Source organism: Streptomyces sp. NPDC060002 (assembly GCF_042737245.1).
Taxonomy (GTDB): domain Bacteria; phylum Actinomycetota; class Actinomycetes; order Streptomycetales; family Streptomycetaceae; genus Streptomyces.
On record NZ_JBHWUW010000029.1, the window covers coordinates 25,724 to 42,726 of the forward strand.

The 17,003-nt window shown below is 71.8% G+C and carries 13 protein-coding genes, 2 tRNA genes and 1 pseudogene; 6 read left to right on the forward strand and 10 right to left on the reverse strand.

All coding sequences use genetic code 11. The features are described from left to right. The first annotated feature begins 71 nt into the window (after positions 1-71). Positions 72-1,643, forward strand: coding sequence for a protein kinase (locus tag ACFWBD_RS24305; RefSeq protein ID WP_385670391.1), 1,572 nt, complete (start codon positions 72-74; stop codon positions 1,641-1,643). A gap of 87 nt (positions 1,644-1,730) precedes the next feature. Here the strand turns inward: ACFWBD_RS24305 and ACFWBD_RS24310 are convergent, their stop codons facing one another. Both ACFWBD_RS24310 and ACFWBD_RS24315 read right to left on the reverse strand, forming a co-directional pair. Continuing rightward, entirely contained in the window at positions 1,731-2,954 is a 1,224-nt protein-coding gene (locus ACFWBD_RS24310) for a phosphotransferase (protein ID WP_385670394.1), read from the reverse strand. 219 nt (positions 2,955-3,173) lie between these two features. Continuing rightward, positions 3,174-3,416, reverse strand: a pseudogene (locus ACFWBD_RS24315) (response regulator); the annotation flags it as partial. A gap of 339 nt (positions 3,417-3,755) precedes the next feature. On the opposite strand from ACFWBD_RS24315, the gene pdhA reads away from it, so the two are divergent. Genes pdhA through ACFWBD_RS24330 form a run of 3 tightly spaced genes read left to right on the forward strand, consistent with a single transcriptional unit; the run spans position 3,756 to position 7,483 of the window. Beyond that, positions 3,756-4,979, forward strand: coding sequence for a pyruvate dehydrogenase (acetyl-transferring) E1 component subunit alpha (gene pdhA / locus ACFWBD_RS24320; protein ID WP_385670397.1), 1,224 nt, complete (start codon positions 3,756-3,758; stop codon positions 4,977-4,979). Position 4,980: 1 nt separating this feature from the next. Then, complete coding sequence (locus ACFWBD_RS24325; RefSeq protein ID WP_385670400.1) at positions 4,981-5,973, forward strand: alpha-ketoacid dehydrogenase subunit beta; 993 nt, start codon at positions 4,981-4,983, stop codon at positions 5,971-5,973. Between the two features lie 10 nt (positions 5,974-5,983). Then, the gene (locus ACFWBD_RS24330; protein WP_385670403.1) at positions 5,984-7,483 is read left to right on the forward strand and encodes a dihydrolipoamide acetyltransferase family protein; all 1,500 of its coding nucleotides are present in this window, start codon (positions 5,984-5,986) and stop codon (positions 7,481-7,483) included. A 94-nt stretch (positions 7,484-7,577) separates the two neighbouring features. Here the strand turns inward: ACFWBD_RS24330 and ACFWBD_RS24335 are convergent, their stop codons facing one another. The 5 genes from ACFWBD_RS24335 to ACFWBD_RS24355 form a co-directional block, all read right to left on the reverse strand. Then, positions 7,578-9,908, reverse strand: a complete 2,331-nt coding sequence (locus ACFWBD_RS24335; RefSeq protein WP_385670406.1) for a hypothetical protein — start codon at positions 9,906-9,908, stop codon at positions 7,578-7,580. A gap of 3 nt (positions 9,909-9,911) precedes the next feature. Next, positions 9,912-9,983, reverse strand: a tRNA-Pro gene (locus tag ACFWBD_RS24340). A 5-nt stretch (positions 9,984-9,988) separates the two neighbouring features. Further along, a tRNA-Cys gene (locus ACFWBD_RS24345) sits at positions 9,989-10,061 on the reverse strand. A 180-nt stretch (positions 10,062-10,241) separates the two neighbouring features. Further along, positions 10,242-11,489 (reverse strand): nitrate/nitrite transporter, encoded by a 1,248-nt coding sequence (locus tag ACFWBD_RS24350; RefSeq protein ID WP_385670563.1) that lies wholly within the window; start codon positions 11,487-11,489, stop codon positions 10,242-10,244. Positions 11,490-11,551: 62 nt separating this feature from the next. Beyond that, positions 11,552-12,223 (reverse strand): GntR family transcriptional regulator, encoded by a 672-nt coding sequence (locus ACFWBD_RS24355; protein ID WP_385670409.1) that lies wholly within the window; start codon positions 12,221-12,223, stop codon positions 11,552-11,554. Between the two features lie 255 nt (positions 12,224-12,478). Here ACFWBD_RS24355 and ACFWBD_RS24360 point away from each other — a divergent pair, with 255 nt between their 5' ends. Next, a complete protein-coding gene (locus ACFWBD_RS24360) occupies positions 12,479-13,381 on the forward strand; it encodes a D-alanyl-D-alanine carboxypeptidase family protein (protein ID WP_385670412.1) in 903 nt (300 codons plus the stop codon). A gap of 90 nt (positions 13,382-13,471) precedes the next feature. Here the strand turns inward: ACFWBD_RS24360 and ACFWBD_RS24365 are convergent, their stop codons facing one another. Beyond that, positions 13,472-14,296 (reverse strand): maleylpyruvate isomerase family mycothiol-dependent enzyme, encoded by an 825-nt coding sequence (locus tag ACFWBD_RS24365; RefSeq protein ID WP_142265218.1) that lies wholly within the window; start codon positions 14,294-14,296, stop codon positions 13,472-13,474. A gap of 193 nt (positions 14,297-14,489) precedes the next feature. Between ACFWBD_RS24365 and ACFWBD_RS24370 the strand changes: the two genes are divergently transcribed. Next, complete coding sequence (locus ACFWBD_RS24370) at positions 14,490-15,311, forward strand: carbon-nitrogen family hydrolase (protein ID WP_385670415.1); 822 nt, start codon at positions 14,490-14,492, stop codon at positions 15,309-15,311. Between the two features lie 151 nt (positions 15,312-15,462). On the opposite strand, the gene ACFWBD_RS24375 is transcribed toward ACFWBD_RS24370, so the two are convergent. Together ACFWBD_RS24375 and ACFWBD_RS24380 are read right to left on the reverse strand one after the other, a co-directional pair. Next, positions 15,463-15,957: an LURP-one-related/scramblase family protein gene (locus tag ACFWBD_RS24375; protein WP_385670418.1), complete on the reverse strand. Its 495-nt coding sequence runs from the start codon at positions 15,955-15,957 to the stop codon at positions 15,463-15,465. Further along, entirely contained in the window at positions 15,954-16,964 is a 1,011-nt protein-coding gene (locus tag ACFWBD_RS24380; protein ID WP_385670421.1) for a GlxA family transcriptional regulator, read from the reverse strand. The genes ACFWBD_RS24375 and ACFWBD_RS24380 overlap by 4 nt, the downstream gene beginning before the upstream one ends. Between the last annotated feature and the right edge of the window lie 39 nt (positions 16,965-17,003).

Consider the following 17,003-nt stretch of genomic DNA (forward strand, 5'->3'; position numbering starts at 1 on the left):
GGCTGTAGCGTGGCCGACGGAGACCGTAACAACACCGCGCGTTCCGCGGGCAGAAACGACGGCGAGGACTGATGGCACAGCAGCGCGCTCAGGGCCCGTCCGACCCCGAGGCGACTGGCGGCGGTATGTCAGATGCGCCGGAGAACTGGGGCAACGGCGGGCTGGTTGGGGACGGCCGATACCGGCTGACCCGCAGACTCGGCCGAGGTGGCATGGCCGAGGTGTTCGCGGCCGAGGACGTACGCCTCGGACGCACCGTCGCGGTCAAGCTGCTGCGCGCCGATCTCGCCGAGGACCCCGTGTCCAAGGCCCGCTTCACGCGCGAGGCGCAGTCGGTGGCCGGCCTCAACCACCATTCGATCGTCGCCGTGTACGACTCCGGCGAGGACTTCGTGGGCGGCCAGAGCGTGCCGTACATCGTGATGGAGATCGTCGAGGGGCGCACGATCCGCGACCTCCTCCTCAACGCCGAGGCGCCGGGCCCCGAGCAGGCCCTGATCATCACCTCGGGTGTGCTGGAGGCGCTCGCCTACTCGCACCAGCACGGCATCGTGCACCGCGACATCAAGCCGGCGAACGTGATCATCACGCACAACGGCGCCGTCAAGGTGATGGACTTCGGCATCGCGCGCGCCCTGCACGGCGCGTCCACGACGATGACGCAGACCGGCATGGTCATGGGCACCCCGCAGTACCTCTCCCCGGAGCAGGCGCTCGGCAAGGCCGTCGACTACCGCTCCGACCTGTACGCGACGGGCTGCCTGCTGTACGAACTCCTCGCGCTGCGGCCGCCGTTCACCGGCGAGACGCCGCTGTCGGTGGTCTACCAGCACGTGCAGGACATCCCGGTACCGCCGTCGCAGACCTCGGACGGACAGTGCCCGCCGGAACTCGACGGTCTCGTCATGCGGTCCCTGGCCAAGGACCCCGACGACCGGTTCCAGACGGCGGAGGAGATGCGCGGTCTGGTCCAGTACGGGCTCCAGATGCTGTACGACCAGGGCGGCCACACCGGTACCTGGAACACCGGCCCGGTCGGCGCGCACGACGGCCGCGGCACGCCCGCCGGCGGCTTCGCGAGCACGACCGCGCTGGCGCACGGCGCCGACGGCTCCCGCACCTCGCAGATCCCGCAGCCGATCCTGCCCACCGGCTACGGCGGCGGTGACGACGGCGGCTTCGAGGGGCACGGCAACAAGGGCAGCGGCCGCGGCAAGCTGTGGATCCTCGCCGTCTTCGCGGTGATCGCCATCGCCGCGGGCGTCGCCCTCGCGCTGAACGGCCAGGGGAAGGGCAGCGGCGGCACCGACACCTCGCCGTCGCCGTCCACCTCGCAGTCCGCGACGGACGACACCTCCACCGAGACGCCGAGCGACGAGGCGACCGACACGTCCACGGACGACACCTCGGACGACAACTCCGGTTCGAACTCCGATTCGAACTGGACGCCGTCGTACACGCCCTCGGACACGCCGGAGTACTCCCCCTCAGAGTCGGCCAGCAGCGAGCCGACCGACGAGGAGACGGAGACCCAGCCGTCGGACGAGCCGACCGACACGGAGACCGAGCCGAGCGACCAGCCCACGGACCCCGAGACGGGCGGGGCCGACCAGGGCGGCACCACGCTCGGCAGCCTCGGCTGACCGACCGGCGTACATCCCGATCGCCTCACGCGCGCGTGGGCCCATGACAGGGCTCCACGCGCGCGTGTCGCGTCTGTGGAGCCCGGGTCAGTCCGCGAACGCGCCGCACACCGCGTCGTACTCCCGGGTCCACCACACGGCGAGGGCCGAGGCCGCCGGGAACTGGGAGTCCGCGCGGGTGTCGCCGCGCTCGTAGTGCCAGCGCAGCATCCAGAAGTCGTTGAGGCGCTCCCACCACACCCGGTGCGCGGCCGCCGCGAGTTCGGAGGGCGTGGCCCCGGCCGCACGCCGGTACGCGCGTGCGTACTGCCTCGCCTTCGGCAGGTCGAGGGTGCCGTCGGGACGGACGAAGAAGATCGCGGCGGCGCGGACGGCCTCCTCGGCGCGGGGCTGCACGCCCAGCCGGTCCCAGTCGACGATGGCGGCGGGGGCGTCCCCGCGGTAGAGCAGGTTGAAGGGGTGGAAGTCCCCGTGCACCCAGCCGGCCGGGCCGCTGTGCGGGGGACGTCTGTCCGCGTGCCGTTCCAGCAGCGTGCGCCGTTCCAGGAGGCGGTGGCGGGCGAGCTCGTCGAAGGAGTCGGCGGGGCGGTGGCGGCGCACGCGCGCGAGGAGGCCGTCGATGAGGACGAAGGTGTCGGCGGGGTCGGGACTCGGGGCGGGAGCGGCGGTCTCGACGGGCGCGGGGCACTCGGCCGCGGCGGTGTGCTGGTCGGGAGCGGTGACCGTGTCGCGGGCGAGGCGCTCGGACGGGGTGGCGCGACGCTCAGGGCTGCGTTCCGGGTGGCGCTTCGGGTCGCGCGCCGGTGGGGCGTTCTCCCCGTGCCTCCGGGGCCCGTGCGCTCCGCGTCCCGGGGGCGGGATCTCGCCGTGGGCCGCCCGCATCACGTGCTCCAGGCTGGCGTGCACCACCCCCAGCAGCGCTCCCAGACGGCCGCACTGGCCGGGGGTGAGCTGGGCGCCGTGGCGGTGGCGGCCGTCGATCCACGGGTGGAGGGCGTAGGCGTGGCCGCCGACGACGGCGACCGTGCGTCCGTCGTGGCCGGGCAGCGGGGGAGCGACCGGGACGCCGAGGTCGGCCAGGCGCTCGGTGGCCCGGTGCTGGCGGGCGATGGAGGCGGGGTCGGCGGTCTCCGGGTCGAAGTGGTGCTTGAGGAAGTAGCGGCCTCGGGTGGTGCGCAGCCGGTAGCCGCGGTTCAACAGTCCCTCGTCGACGGGCTCACAGGTGAGCGCGGTGCCGGCGGCGTACCGGCGGAGCAGGGCGCCCAGAGGGGGCGCGTGGAGTACTAAGGGGGGTACACAGGAGCGCGGCACGCGCTCGATGCTAGGGCACGATCCGAGGCTGTGAGCTGGGCGTTGTCACAGAAAGTCACTAAAGATCAACAGCTGTCACAGGTGGTCCCTTCAGGTCGCATCAGGTCGCCGCCAGGGCGTGCACGGACACGAACCGAGGGGTCACGCGCGGGTGGACCGGGGCGAACGGGACACCGCCGTCCACGAACCGGGGCGCGGGCCCCAAGAGCTTCGGTTCGGCGTCGGCGTCAGGCACTTGACGGAGTCGTCCCGGGAGCGGATCTCGCGGCACACCTCCAGCCCACTGCCGTCCGGGGGCCGTACGTCGAGCACCGCGGCGGCGGGCCGGGTGGCCGGGACGCGCACCAGTGCGTCGGTCGCCGCGCCGGGCTCGCCGACCACCTCGATATCGCTCTGAACGGAGAGCGCCCCGTGGGCCCCGCGCCGGACGACCTCATGGTCAACGAGCGGGAAAACGGTGATTTATCCTTCTTCGCGCATACGGTCGGTGTCACATACTGGCTCTTCCCGTGGACTGGGTGGCCGGGATAACGTGCCGTTGCTCCGGCCTCCTGCGAGGCTGTGACCAGGCTCTCTCCCGACTTTGCCGATTTACTTGGAAATCCAAGCAAAAACGCAGGTCAAGAGGGGTTTCACAGAAATGTGAAGCACTGGGTAACGTGATGACCGCAGGGCGCTCGCCGGGGCACCTGTCACGCCTGTTCCGACCGAGTGACACCCACCCCGTGTACGGGTGCCGGAACAGGTGAGCCGCACTGGTCACCCGGCAACCCCGGGGGCCGGACCGACGGAGGAGCACACGTGACCGTGGAGAGCACTGCCGCGCGCAAGCCGCGACGCAGCGCCGGAAGCAAGGCCGGCACCACCGGCACCGAGCGCACCACCCGCACCACCGCCCGGAAGGCCGCCGAGCCCGAGCTCGTGCAGTTGCTGACGCCGGAGGGCAAGCGGGTCAAGAACGCGAAGAACGCCGAGTACGCCAAGTACGTCGCCGGTGTCACCCCCGAAGAGCTCCGCGGCCTGTACCGCGACATGGTGCTCACCCGCCGCTTCGACGCGGAGGCCACCGCCCTCCAGCGTCAGGGCGAGCTGGGTCTGTGGGCCTCGCTGCTCGGCCAGGAGGCCGCCCAGATCGGCTCCGGCCGGGCCCTGCGCGATGACGACTACGTCTTCCCGACCTACCGCGAGCACGGCGTCGCCTGGTGCCGCGGGGTCGACCCGACCAACCTGCTCGGCATGTTCCGGGGGGTGAACAACGGCGGCTGGGACCCCAACAGCAACAACTTCCACCTCTACACGATCGTCATCGGCTCCCAGACGCTGCACGCCACGGGCTACGCCATGGGCGTCGCCAAGGACGGCGCGGACAGCGCGGTGATCGCCTACTTCGGCGACGGCGCGAGCAGCCAGGGCGATGTGGCGGAGTCCTTCACCTTCTCCGCCGTCTACAACGCGCCGGTCGTGTTCTTCTGCCAGAACAACCAGTGGGCGATCTCCGAGCCCACCGAGAAGCAGACCCGGGTGCCGCTCTACCAGCGCGCGCAGGGCTACGGCTTCCCCGGCGTCCGCGTCGACGGCAACGACGTCCTGGCCTGCCTCGCGGTCACCAGGTGGGCGCTGGACCGGGCCCGCGACGGCGAGGGACCCACCCTCGTCGAGGCGTACACGTACCGCATGGGCGCCCACACCACCTCCGACGACCCGACGAAGTACCGGGCCGACGAGGAGCGCGAGGCCTGGGAGGCGAAGGACCCGATCCTGCGCCTGCGCCGCCACCTGGAGGCCTCAAACCACACGGACGAGGGATTCTTCGCGGAACTCGAGGTGGAGAGCGAGGCGTTGGGCAGGCGAGTGCGCGAAGCGGTCCGCGCCATGCCGGACCCGGACCGTTTCGCCATCTTCGAGAACGTGTACGCGGACGGACACGCGCTCGTCGACGAGGAGCGGGCCCAGTTCGCGGCCTACCAGGCATCGTTCGCGACGGAATCTGACAGCGGCTTCGCCGCGGGTTCGGGGGGAAACTGAGATGGCGGAGACCGTGACGTCCAAGAACCTGGCCCTGGCCAAGGCGATCAACGAGTCGCTGCGCCGCGCCCTGGAGACGGACCCCAAGGTCCTGATCATGGGTGAGGACGTCGGCAAGCTCGGCGGCGTCTTCCGGGTGACGGACGGCCTGCACAAGGACTTCGGCGAGAGCCGCGTCATCGACACCCCGCTCGCCGAGTCCGGCATCGTCGGCACCGCGATCGGGCTGGCCCTGCGCGGCTACCGCCCGGTGGTGGAGATCCAGTTCGACGGCTTCGTGTTCCCGGCCTACGACCAGATCGTCACGCAACTCGCGAAGATGCACGCGCGCTCGCTCGGCAAGATCAAGCTGCCGGTCGTCGTCCGCATCCCCTACGGCGGCGGCATCGGCGCGGTCGAGCACCACTCGGAGTCGCCGGAAGCCCTCTTCGCGCATGTGTCGGGCCTGAAGATCGTCTCCCCGTCCAACGCGTCCGACGCGTACTGGATGATGCAGCAGGCCATCCAGAGCGACGACCCGGTGATCTTCTTCGAGCCGAAGCGGCGCTACTGGGACAAGGGCGAGGTCAACTTCGAGGCGATCCCCGGCCCGCTGCACAAGGCTCAGGTGGTCCGCGAGGGCACGGACCTGACCCTCGTCGCCTACGGTCCGATGGTGAAGCTCTGCCAGGAGGTCGCCGCCGCGGCCGCCGAGGAGGGCAAGAACCTGGAGGTCCTGGACCTGCGTTCGGTGTCCCCCCTGGACTTCGACGCGATCCAGACGTCGGTCGAGAAGACCCGCCGCCTGGTCGTCGTCCATGAGGCGCCGGTGTTCTTCGGCTCGGGCGCGGAGATCGCGGCCCGGATCACGGAGCGCTGCTTCTACCACCTGGAGGCCCCGGTGCTCAGGGTCGGCGGCTATCACGCCCCGTACCCGCCGGCGCGCCTGGAGGAGGAGTACCTGCCGGGCCTGGACCGGGTGCTCGACGCCGTCGACCGTGCCCTGGCGTACTGAGGAGAGGGTCGTGACGACGATGACGGAAGCGTCCGTACGCGAGTTCAAGATGCCCGACGTGGGCGAGGGGCTCACCGAGGCCGAGATCCTCAAGTGGTACGTCCAGCCAGGCGACACGGTGACGGACGGCCAGGTGGTGTGCGAGGTCGAGACGGCCAAGGCCGCCGTCGAACTGCCCATCCCCTATGACGGGGTGGTCCGCGCGCTGCACTTCCCCGAGGGCACCACGGTCGACGTGGGCATGTCGATCATTGCCGTGGACGTGGCGGGAGAGGCGGGCGGCGATCCGGTCGCCGCCCCGGTGGCCGAGGTACCGGCGCAAGCGCCCGCGCAGGCCCCGGCCGCCCCGGAGAAGAAGCCGGAGGCGGCGCAGGCCGAAGCACCCCGGGCCGATGCACCGCAGGCGGCGGCGAAGCCGGTGGGCTCCGGCCGCCAGCCGGTCCTCGTCGGGTACGGCGTGGCCGCGTCCTCCACCAAGCGCCGTCCGCGCAAGGGCCCGCAGACCACGGTCTCCCGGGTCCCGGACACGATCCAGGCGGAGCTGAACGGCCATGGCGGCGCGCCCGCCGTGAAGGAGCGCCCGCTGGCCAAGCCGCCGGTGCGCAAGCTGGCCAAGGACCTCGGCGTCGACCTCGCCACGGTGGTGCCGTCCGGCCCGGACGGCATCATCACCCGCGCGGACGTCCACGCGGCGGTGGCCCCGGCAGCCCCGGCGACCGAGGCCGCTCCGGTGGCCGAGCCGGCGCCGCAGGTGACGCAGGCCCCGGTCACGACCCCCGCGGCCGTGCCCGTGCCGTCGTACGACACGGCTCGGGAGACCCGTGTCCCGGTCAAGGGCGTCCGCAAGGCGACGGCGGCGGCGATGGTCGGTTCGGCGTTCACCGCGCCGCACGTCACGGAGTTCGTGACGATCGACGTGACGCGCACGCTGAAGCTGGTCGAGGAGCTCAAGCAGGACAAGGACATGCAGGGCCTGCGGGTGAACCCGCTCCTGCTGATCGCCAGGGCCCTGCTGGTCGCCGTCAAGCGCAACCCGGAGATCAACGCGTCCTGGGACGAGGCGGCGCAGGAGATCGTGGTCAAGCACTACGTCAACCTGGGCATCGCGGCCGCGACCCCCAGGGGCCTGCTGGTCCCGAACATCAAGGACGCCCAGGCCAAGACGCTGCCGCAGCTGGCGGAGTCCCTGGGCGAGCTGGTCTCGACGGCGCGGGAGGGCCGGACGTCCCCGGCCGCCATGCAGGGCGGCACGGTGACCATCACCAACGTCGGCGTCTTCGGCGTCGACACCGGCACCCCGATCCTCAACCCCGGGGAGTCCGCGATCCTCGCGATCGGTGCGATCAAGCTCCAGCCGTGGGTCCACAAGGGCAAGGTGAAGCCACGGCAGGTGACGACGCTGGCCCTGAGCTTCGACCACCGGCTGGTGGACGGGGAACTGGGCTCCCGGGTGCTGGCGGATGTGGCGGCGATCCTGGAGCAGCCCAAGAAGCTGATCACCTGGAGTTAGGAGCGGCCCTGCCGACAGGGCCGCTCCACCGCGAAGGGCCGAGCACCGCGAAGGGCCGCCCCCCGAGGGGGGCGCGGCCCAGGGTCCGGCGGCCTCAGTCGGCCGAGGCCGGATCCGGACGCAGCCAGTGTCCGTCCGTGGCCGTGGTCCAGCCGAGGAGCAGCCGGCCGGCGCCCTCGTCCGCCCGGCCGCCCTCGGCGACCTGGTGCAGGCCGGTCAGGGCGGGGGCCAGTCGGCCCGCCACATGGCCGGGGTGCCGGGTCAGCTCCTCCGGCAACCGGGCCAGGGTGCGGGCCCGCTCGCCGGGGGTGCACAGGGACAGATGGAACACCAGCTGCCGCCAGGCGTAGGCCACGTCCTTGACCGTGCTCAGCGGGCGCGGGTTGCCGTGCACGCGGCCGGTCAGCCGGCACACGGTGACGAAGCAGCGGCGGGCCAGGTCCGCCCAGCCCACCGCCGGGTCGATGCCGACCCGGTGGACCAGGGTGGCCAGGTTGTGCGTGGTGAGGATCTGCGCCTGCTCGATCACCTTGCCGTTCGCGGCCACCGATCCGCCGCCTCCGTGCCGCGACCGGGACGAGCCGGCCTCGGCCCGCTCGACGCACAGCTTCGCGAACCCGGGCGAGGTCCTGGCCCCGTACGACCTCGTCAGCGCCTCGCCGGTCTCGACGATCGCCAGATTGCGGACGGCCCGGTAGTCGATGACGTAGTAGCGCTCGTAGAGCGAGCCGCCGCCCAGCAGCTCCGCCGCGATCCGGGCCGCGGCGAGGAACTTCGGGGTGAACGTGCCCATGAAGATGTCCGCGGCCAGCTCCTCGACCAGGGGAGCGCCCAGCTCGGCCTGGCGGGCCAGCACGGACAGCTCACGGATCAGGGCGTTGGGCAGGATCGTGCCGGGGAAGGCCTGCACGGCGAGCTCGCCGAGCTGCCGCAGCGCGACGGCCGACACCGCGCCCGCCTCGCCGTCCGTGCGCTGCCCGGCCACGGCACGCACCCACGGCAGTTCCTCCGCCCGTACCTGCCGCTGGAGGTTGAGCAGCAGCAGCGAACGGCGGCCCGCGAACGCCCGGTGGTGAGCCGCCGCCAGCGTGCGCAGGGCCGGGTCGGGGTAGGCCTGCGCGGTGGTGGCGGCGACGAGCCGCGGCACGAGCTCGGCCAGCACCTCCGCCGAGGGCACGACCCCGCGTTCCACGAGAGTGCTCAGCGGCGCGCTCAGCGAGGCCTCGACGGGCCGCCGGACACCGGCCGGAATCGCCGCGCCCGCGGGCAGCCCCGTCTCCCGCGCCTCCTCCTCGCCGACCTCGGCGACGAGCGGCGCGACCTCGGTCACGCCCGCCTGCTGGTCGAGCCCGGACAGCCGGCGCAGCACCAGCCGGGCCAGCGCGTGGTGCGAGGGCAGCGCCGCCTGCGCGGCCTGCTCCCGGCGCAGCGCGGTGAGTCCGGCGGAGCCGGGCAGCCCGCGCCGCCGCACCATGGACGTGACGGCGTGCCGCAGCAGCCCGAGCCGGCGCGCGTCCAGTTCCCGTCCGGCGACGGTCTCCTCCAGCGCCCCGCGCAGGATCCCCAGGTTCCCCTTCGGCTTGAGGTGCTTGGTGCAGTGCGTGTGACGGCCGGCCAGGTCGCGGTAGCGGCGCACCAGTTCCGCGCTGTGCTCGTGCCAGGCGGCGTCGGGGGCGCGCGTCAGCACCCGGGCCGGCTGCCCGGTGTCGGCGGTCTCCAGCCAGTGGGCGAGCAGTTCGTCGCCGAACGGCTGCCACACGGCCAGCGCCTCCCGCTGCGTCTCCACCGCCTCGTTGATCCGCCGCCGCGCCAGGCTCTGGCCGGCCTCGGCGACGGTCCACCGGTGCACCGTGCCGGCGTCGGGCGCCGGGCGGGTGGACGGGCGGGGCGTGAACCGTAGCCGTCCCGCGAACGGGGCGAGTTCCTCGACGAGTCCGAGCGCCGCGTCCGTCTCCCCGGCCCGGGCCAGCCAGGCCACGGTGAGCAGGGCGGCCTCCTCGGGGACGGTCACCTCGTACCGTCCGTCGTCGAGGACTTCGTAGAGCCGCGCCAGTCCGTCCTCGGACAGCCAGTACGCGAACAGCGCCTGCCGGTCCGGCGGCACCCCGGCCCGGCGGGCGGCCTCGGCCTCGTACTCCGTGAGGGGTCCGGCGGCGCTCGGCGCGCCGGTGGCGAAGCCGCCCCGGAGCACCTCGGGTGTCACCCACGCGGGCAGATCCCGGACCGGTGTGCGGGAGCCGATGGTGAGCAGCCCGTTCGCCATGCCCGCCAGCACCGACCGCCACGCACGCTGTCGTTCGCCGGCGCGGCGGCGGGTGTCGGGGTCTGCGTGGGTGAGCGCGGTCTCGAGCGCCCTGGCCAGTTGGCCGGAGGCGTAGCCCGGGTTGGCCTCTGCGAGGTGCTGCTGGTCAGCGTCGTCGTTCATAAGCCGACGTGGCGGGTGCCGCCCCCGCCCCCTCCGGGTCCCGAGCCCGGTGCTCTGCTGCTGAGCTACACGTCGATGGGCCGACGTGGCAGGTTCCGCCCCTGCGCCCTCCGGGTCTGCAGCCCGGCGCTCTGGCTACTGAGCTACACGTCGACGAGGTCCGACGGTAGACGTCGAACTAGCGTCCGGACAACCGTGTTTCGCCGCGGAGAAGTCTGAACAGCCCCACGACTCAACGCCGTCAACGCCCGTCGACGCCGGTCACGCCGTCGACGCCGGCTACGCCGGTCACGCCGGTCACGCCGTCGACGCCGGTCACGCCGTCAACGCCGGTCACGCCGGCACGTGCACCGTCTCCACCCGGCTGGCCACCAGCCGCTCCCGCTCGCGCCGAGCCGCCCGGCTGCGCAGCCGCAGGATCTGGCTGACGCCGACGGCCTGGAGGACGAAGACGCAGGAGAAGGCGATCGTGTAGTCGTCGCCGGTCGCGTCCAGCAGCACGCCGACCAGGAAGAGCGTCGTCATCGACGCCACGAAGCCACCCATGTTGGTGATGCCGGAGGCTGTTCCCTGGCGCTCGGGCGGGTTGGCCGGGCGGGCGAAGTCGAAGCCGAGCATGGAGGCGGGGCCGCACGCGCCCAGGACCGCGCAGAGCGCCACGAGCAGCCACATCGGCGCCCGGTCGCCGGGGTAGGCGAGCGTGGCCGCCCACATGAGGGCGGTCGCGCCGACCGTGCTCAGGGCCAGCGGCAGCCGGGCTTCGTGGTGGCGGGCGACGATCTGGCCGTAGACCAGGCCCACGACCATGTTGCTCAGCACCACCAGGGTCAGGAGTTCGCCGGCCGTCGCCCGCGACAGGCCCTGCGCCTCCACCAGGAACGGCAGGCCCCACAGGAGCAGGAACACCATCGCCGGGAACTGGGTGGTGAAGTGCACCCACAGGCCGAGGCGGGTGCCCGGCTCGCGCCAGGACGCGGCGATCTGGCGGCGGACGTACGCCGCGCCCTGGTGCGGGAACGGCTCGGGCTCGTGGCCCTCGGGGTGGTCCTTCAGGAAGAGCAGCAGGAGGACCAGGACGATCACTCCCGCCAGCGCGCTGCCCGCGAAGGCCGCCGTCCAGCCGATGCCGTGCAGGAGGCGGGCCAGGACGAGGGTCGAGACCAGGTTGCCCGCCATCCCCGCCAGTCCCGCCATCTGGGCGACCATCGGTCCGCGTCGGGCCGGGAACCACCTGGTCCCGAGCCGCAGGACGCTGATGAACGTCATCGCGTCCCCGCAGCCGAGCAGTGCGCGTGAGGCGAGGGCCGTGCCGTAGGACGGGGAGAAGGCGAAGCCGAGCTGACCGGCCGTGAACAGCACGACGCCGATGGTCAGCACCTTCTTCGTGCCGAGCCGGTCGACCAGCAGGCCCACCGGTATCTGCATGCCCGCGTAGACCAGGAGCTGGAGGATCGAGAAGGTGGACAGGGCCGAGGCGTTCACCTGGAAGCGTTCGGCGGCGTCGAGGCCGGCCACCCCCAGGGAGGTGCGGAAGATGACCGCGACGAAGTAGACCGAGACGCCGATCCCCCAGACGGCCATCGCGCGCCGTCCGCCCGGTGGATCACCCGGAAGGGTGGAGTTCAGGCTGCGGGCGCCGGAGCTCATCGGACCTCCCCGCGGGCCAGGTGCGAGAACCAGCCGACGTGCCGGTGGACGATCTCGACGGCGGCCTCGGCGTCACCGGAGCGCAGCGCCTGAAGGATCTCCTCGTGTTCGCCCAGCGTCTTGGCTATCCGGTCGGGGTGGGAGTGCATCACGGCGACGCCCATCCGCAGCTGGCGGTCGCGGAGCTGGTCGTACAGCCTCGACAGGATGTCGTTGCCGCCGCTGCGGACGATCTCCGCGTGGAAGCAGCGGTCCGTCACGGCGGCCGCGGCCAGGTCGCCCGCCGCGGCCTGTGCCTTCTGCTTGGCGAGCAGCTCTTCCAGGCGCTCGATCAGCGCGGCCGACGCGGGTACCGCCTTGCGTGCCGCGTGCTCCTCCACCAACAGCCGGGTCTCCACCACGTCCGCGATCTCCTGTGCGGAGACCGGCAGGACCAGGGCGCCCTTCTTCGGGTAGAGCTTGATCAGCCCCTCCGCCTCCAGGCGCAGCAGCGCCTCACGCACCGGAGTGCGTGAGACCCCCACGGCCTCGGCGAGCTCGCCCTCGGTGAGGAGGCTGCCGCCCTCGTAGCGGCGGTCCAGGACGCCCTGCTTGATGTGGGCGTACACGCGGTCGGCGGCGGGCGGTTGCTTCACGGGAGCGGGGGCGGGCGGGGCGGAGGACGGCATGCCCACAGGATAGATACAACACGTACGCAACGGGGGGCCGGTCCAGAATGCGGACCTGTGGCCGGGGGTGTGGAGAGGTGCGGGAAGCGGGGTGGCCGGGGGCCGGGTAAGAGCAAGGTCAATTAATCGGAAAATCGGCCCAGCAAGCGCACAACTTTCTGTGCTACTTACGTGTCACACACATGCGGCCCCTTCTGCTTTCCCCTTCAACTTGGCCGCATCGCAGGGGCATTCGACGTAATCGGGGTATTTCAGTTGATAACCGCCACCAAGGGCATCCGAGTCCGCAGGGCCGCATCCGTCGCCGTCACTGTCGGCGCAGTGCTCGCGACCGGAGCCCTCACCGCGGCACCCGCACAAGCCGTCACGACGCCCACGATCGCCGCCAAGACCGGCTACGTGATGAACAACGCGAACGGCGCCGCGCTGTACAACAAGGGCATGGACACCAAGCTGTCCACCGGCTCCACCACGAAGATCATGACGGCGAACGTAGTGCTGTCGCAGACGAACCTGAATCTGGACACCAAGGTCACCATCCAGAAGGCGTACAGCGACTACATCGTCGCGAACAACGCCTCGTCCGCGCGCCTGATCGTCGGCGACAAGGTCACGGTCCGTCAGCTGCTCTACGGGCTGATGCTGCCGTCCGGTTGTGACGCCGCGTACGCCCTGGCCGACAAGTTCGGCACGGGTACGACGCGGGCCGCGCGCGTGAAGAACTTCATCGCCAAGATGAACAGCAAGGCCAAGACGCTCGGCATGACGAAGACGCACTTCGACTCGTTCGACGGGATCGGCAACGGGTCGAACTACTCGACCGCCAAGGACCTGACGAAGCTCGCCAGCAACTCGCTGAAGAGCGCCAACTTCCGTGCGGTCGTCAAGACGAAGTCGTACACCGCCAAGACGATCACCAAGACCGGCTCCACCCGCACCATGGCGGCCTGGACCAACACCAACACACTGCTGAGCAGCTACAGCGGCGCCATCGGCGTGAAGACGGGCTCCGGCCCGGAGGCGAAGTACTGCCTCGTCTTCGCCGCCACCCGTAACGGCAAGACCGTCGTGGGTACGGTGCTGGCCTCCACCAACGCGACGGTGCGCGCCGCCGACGCGACGAAGCTGCTGAACTTCGGCTTCGCCAAGCTGGGCTGACACCCGCTCAACCGGTAACGCCTTCGGAACGGGCCCGTCGTGATCCTCACGACGGGCCCGTTCTGTCGAGGGGCGAGGGGGTACCGCCGGCTACCTGGTGACCGCGAAGTTCCGCAGGATCGCCGCCGTCAGCTCCGGGTCGCCCTCCGCCTTCACCCGGTCGGCGACCGCCTCCGCCGTCACCCGCCCGCAGGCCAGCCGCACGAACGTCTCCCAGTCGAGGGTGAACGCGGCGGCCGGGCCGAGCGCCGGAGCCGTCTCCAGGGTGCCGCGGCCCTGGATGTCGACGCGGATGGTGCGCAGGAACTCGATCGGCCCGTGCACGTCGAAGACGACCGCGGAGCTGCGCGGGGCGTCGGCCTTCTCGGCGACGACCGCCGGGAGTTCGGCGAGCAGCGCGTCGCGGGCGATGTGCGCGCCGGGCGAGTCGAGGTTACCGGGGCGGCCGAGGGCGGCGCGCAGGTCCTGCTCGTGCGCCCACACGTTGAACGCGTGCTTGCGCATGGACTCCTCGAGCGTGAGCTCGGTGCCGAGCGGGCCGCGCACCATCGTGGTGGGCTGGCGCGACTCGTTGCGCAGCTGGCGGTTGCGGCGGATGACCGTGTACTCCAGCTCGGACGTCATCTCCGGCGCCGTGTGGTGGCGGCGGACGTCGACCTGCATCTCCATGTAGCGCTGGATGTCGTTGGTGACGTGGTACAGGTCGCGCGGGAGGGTGTGGATGGGGCGCGGGTCGCCGTACATCTCGCAGTCCAGCCCGATGACGTGCGACACGATGTCGCGCACCGACCAGCCGGGGCACGGGGTCCGGCGGTTCCAGTCCGCCTCCACCAGCGGCAGCACCAGCTCGGATATCGCTTCGATGGAGTGGGTCCAGGCGTCGGCGTAGGGCTGGAGGGTGGGATGCAGACTCACGGAAACGGGACCCCTCGGCGGTCGGTACTCGGGTGGGTTGTGGCGGCGTTGCCAGCGGGAGGTGGCGGTTGTCGGCAGGTGTCGGCGGGTGTCTCGGAACGCTAAGTTACGCTGCTGTGAGGCACCCCGGCAGTGCTTTCGTGTGACGATCGTAGGCCCGTGTGGACGACTCGAATGCCAGGACGGTGGTAGTGTGCGCGCCTCTCTGATCCAGATCGCTGTAGAAGAGGGCGAATCGGTCGAATCGCGCCGGGTGCGGGTTGCCGCGCTGGTGCGGGAACGGGCCGGTGCCGCCGACCTCGTGGTGCTGCCGGAGCTGTGGACGACCGGGGCGTTCGCCTACGAGGCGTTCGGCAGCGAGGCCGAGCCCCTGGAAGGGCCGACGTACGAGGCGATGGCCAAGGCCGCGAGCGACGCGGGCGTGTGGCTGCACGCGGGCTCGATCCCGGAGCGGGCTCCGTCCGGCGACGGCTCCGCCGAGGGCCCCCTGTACAACACGTCTCTCGTCTTCTCCCCCTCCGGTGAGCTGGCCGCCGCCTATCGCAAGATCCACCGCTTCGGCTTCGACAAGGGCGAGGCCGTGCTGATGGGCGCGGGCGAGGAACTGGTGACGGTCCGCCTCCCCGGGACGACCGTCGGTGTCGCCACCTGCTACGACCTCCGTTTCCCCGAACTCTTCCGCGGCCTCGTCGACGCCGGCGCCGAGACCCTCGTGATCTCCGCGGGCTGGCCGGAGCGCCGCCGTGCGCACTGGACGCTGCTGGCCCGGGCGCGGGCGGTCGAGAACCAGGCGTTCGTGCTCGCGTGTGGAACGGCCGGGACGCATGCCGGAGTTCCGCAGGCGGGTCACTCGATCGTGGTGGATCCGTGGGGTGAGGTGCTGGCGGAGGCGGGTTCCGGCGAGGAGGTCCTGACGGTCGAGTTCGACCCGTCCAGGGTCGCCACGACCCGGGAGCAGTTCCCGGCCCTCAAGGACCGGGTACTCGGACTGCCCACTCCCGAACCCCGGTCCTAGTCGCTTCCGGCCCTCCTGCTCCGGTCCCTCCTGCTCCGGTCCCTCCTGCTCCGGTCCCTCCTGCTCCGGTCCCTCCTGCTTCGGTCCCTCGCTTCCGGCCCGCCCGTTCCGGTCCCTCCCGGCTCCCGGGCCTTCGAGCTCCCGGACGCTCCTAGTCCTCGTGCTCCTTGTCGGCGAGGTGGATCACGCACACCGCGACCGCGATCAGCAGCGCCGGGTCCGCGTCCTCCCGTACGACGTCGACGCCGTACGTCTCCCGCACATGCAGCCACCGCCGGGAGACGACGGCCAGCAGCTCGCCGTCGTACTCGACCGCGAACTCCCGGTCGAGGATCTTGCCGCTGACGTCGAGTTCGGTGCGGCCGTCCGCCAGCGCCACCCGGTAGTGGTTGCGCAGCAGCGACAGCCGCTTGCGCCGGATCGTGGCCAGCGGCTCGCCGTCCCGTTCGATCACCATCGTGTCCCGCAGGGCGAACATCTTCTTGCGGATGTCGATCAGGACCCGCCCCTGGGTGTCCTTCAGCTCGAAGGTGTCCCGCAGCCGCATCGCCTTGCCGTCGACGAGGTACACCTTGTTGCCGTGGTCGTCCTCGATCCAGTAGTCGTCACCGATGCCGAGCAGCCGGTCGCGTACGAGGAATCTCATGCGGTTACGGCTTCCCCGGCGGCCGGTCCGAAACGCCGCCGGTAGGCCGATGGGCTGAGTCCGGTCTCGCGGCGCACGCGTGCGCGCAGGTTCGCGGCGGTCCCCAGCCCGCTCCTGGCCGCCACCGCGTCCAGCCGCTGCTCACCCCGCTCGATGAGCCGGCAGGCGAGCGCCACCCTCTCCGCCGTCAGCCAGGCGAGTGGGGTCGTGCCGAGCTGGGCCCGGAACCGCCGGTGCAGGGTCGCCGGGCTCACCGCCGCCCGCGCCGCGAGCTCCGCCACCGTCAGCGGTTCCCCGAGCCGTTCCTGTGCCCACGCGAGCAGCGGCGCCAGCGATTCGTCGGGCACGTCCGGCACCGGGCGCTCGACGAACTGCCGCTGGCCACCGTCGCGGTGCGCGGCGAACACCAGTCGGCGCGAGACGGCGTTGGCGATCTCCGCGCCGTGGTCGCGCCGTATGACGTACAGCCCGAGGTCGAGCGCGGCGGCGCTGCCCGCCGCGGTGAGGATGCCGCCCTCGTCGACGAAGAGGACGTCGGACTCGAGTCGCACCGTCGGATGCAGCGCGCGGAACGTCTCGGCCCACATCCAGTGGGTGGTGGCCCGGCGCCCGTCCAGCAGCCCGGCCTCGGCGAGCGCGAAGGTGCCGGTGCAGAAACTCATGACGCGCGCCCCGCGCGCGTGGGTGCGCCGGATGGCGTCGAGGACGGCGGGGCCGCGCGGGACGACGTTGTCGGGCCGGCCCGGGACCACGAGGGTGTCCGCCGAGTCCACCGCCTCCAGGCCACCCCCGCCGGTCATGGTGAAGAACCCGTGGTTCATCCGCACCTCGCGCGCGGGCGTGCACAGCACGACCTCGTACAGCGGCCGGGCCAGCCCGAGTTCGGGCCGGGGCAGCCCGAACAGTTCGGTGGCGACACCGACCTCGAAGGGATTGGTGCCCTCGTCCACGATCACGGCGACCCGGTGTGGCGCACCCGCGGTCCGCTGAGAGGATTCTTGCGGCATGTGCGATTCCTAGCACTCGTGGGGCGGTCGGCGCATCCC

Excerpts from the sequence above, each read along its gene's own strand:
- ACFWBD_RS24335 (WP_385670406.1), bottom strand. The coding sequence starts at position 9,908 with ATGAACGACGACGCTGACCAGCAGCACCTCGCAGAGGCCAACCCGGGC.
- ACFWBD_RS24305 (WP_385670391.1), top strand. The coding sequence starts at position 72 with ATGGCACAGCAGCGCGCTCAGGGCCCGTCCGACCCCGAGGCGACTGGC.
- ACFWBD_RS24375 (WP_385670418.1), bottom strand. The coding sequence starts at position 15,957 with ATGAGATTCCTCGTACGCGACCGGCTGCTCGGCATCGGTGACGACTAC.
- ACFWBD_RS24350 (WP_385670563.1), bottom strand. The coding sequence starts at position 11,489 with ATGGCCGTCTGGGGGATCGGCGTCTCGGTCTACTTCGTCGCGGTCATC.
- ACFWBD_RS24325 (WP_385670400.1), top strand. The coding sequence starts at position 4,981 with ATGGCGGAGACCGTGACGTCCAAGAACCTGGCCCTGGCCAAGGCGATC.
- ACFWBD_RS24355 (WP_385670409.1), bottom strand. The coding sequence starts at position 12,223 with ATGCCGTCCTCCGCCCCGCCCGCCCCCGCTCCCGTGAAGCAACCGCCC.
- ACFWBD_RS24380 (WP_385670421.1), bottom strand. The coding sequence starts at position 16,964 with ATGCCGCAAGAATCCTCTCAGCGGACCGCGGGTGCGCCACACCGGGTC.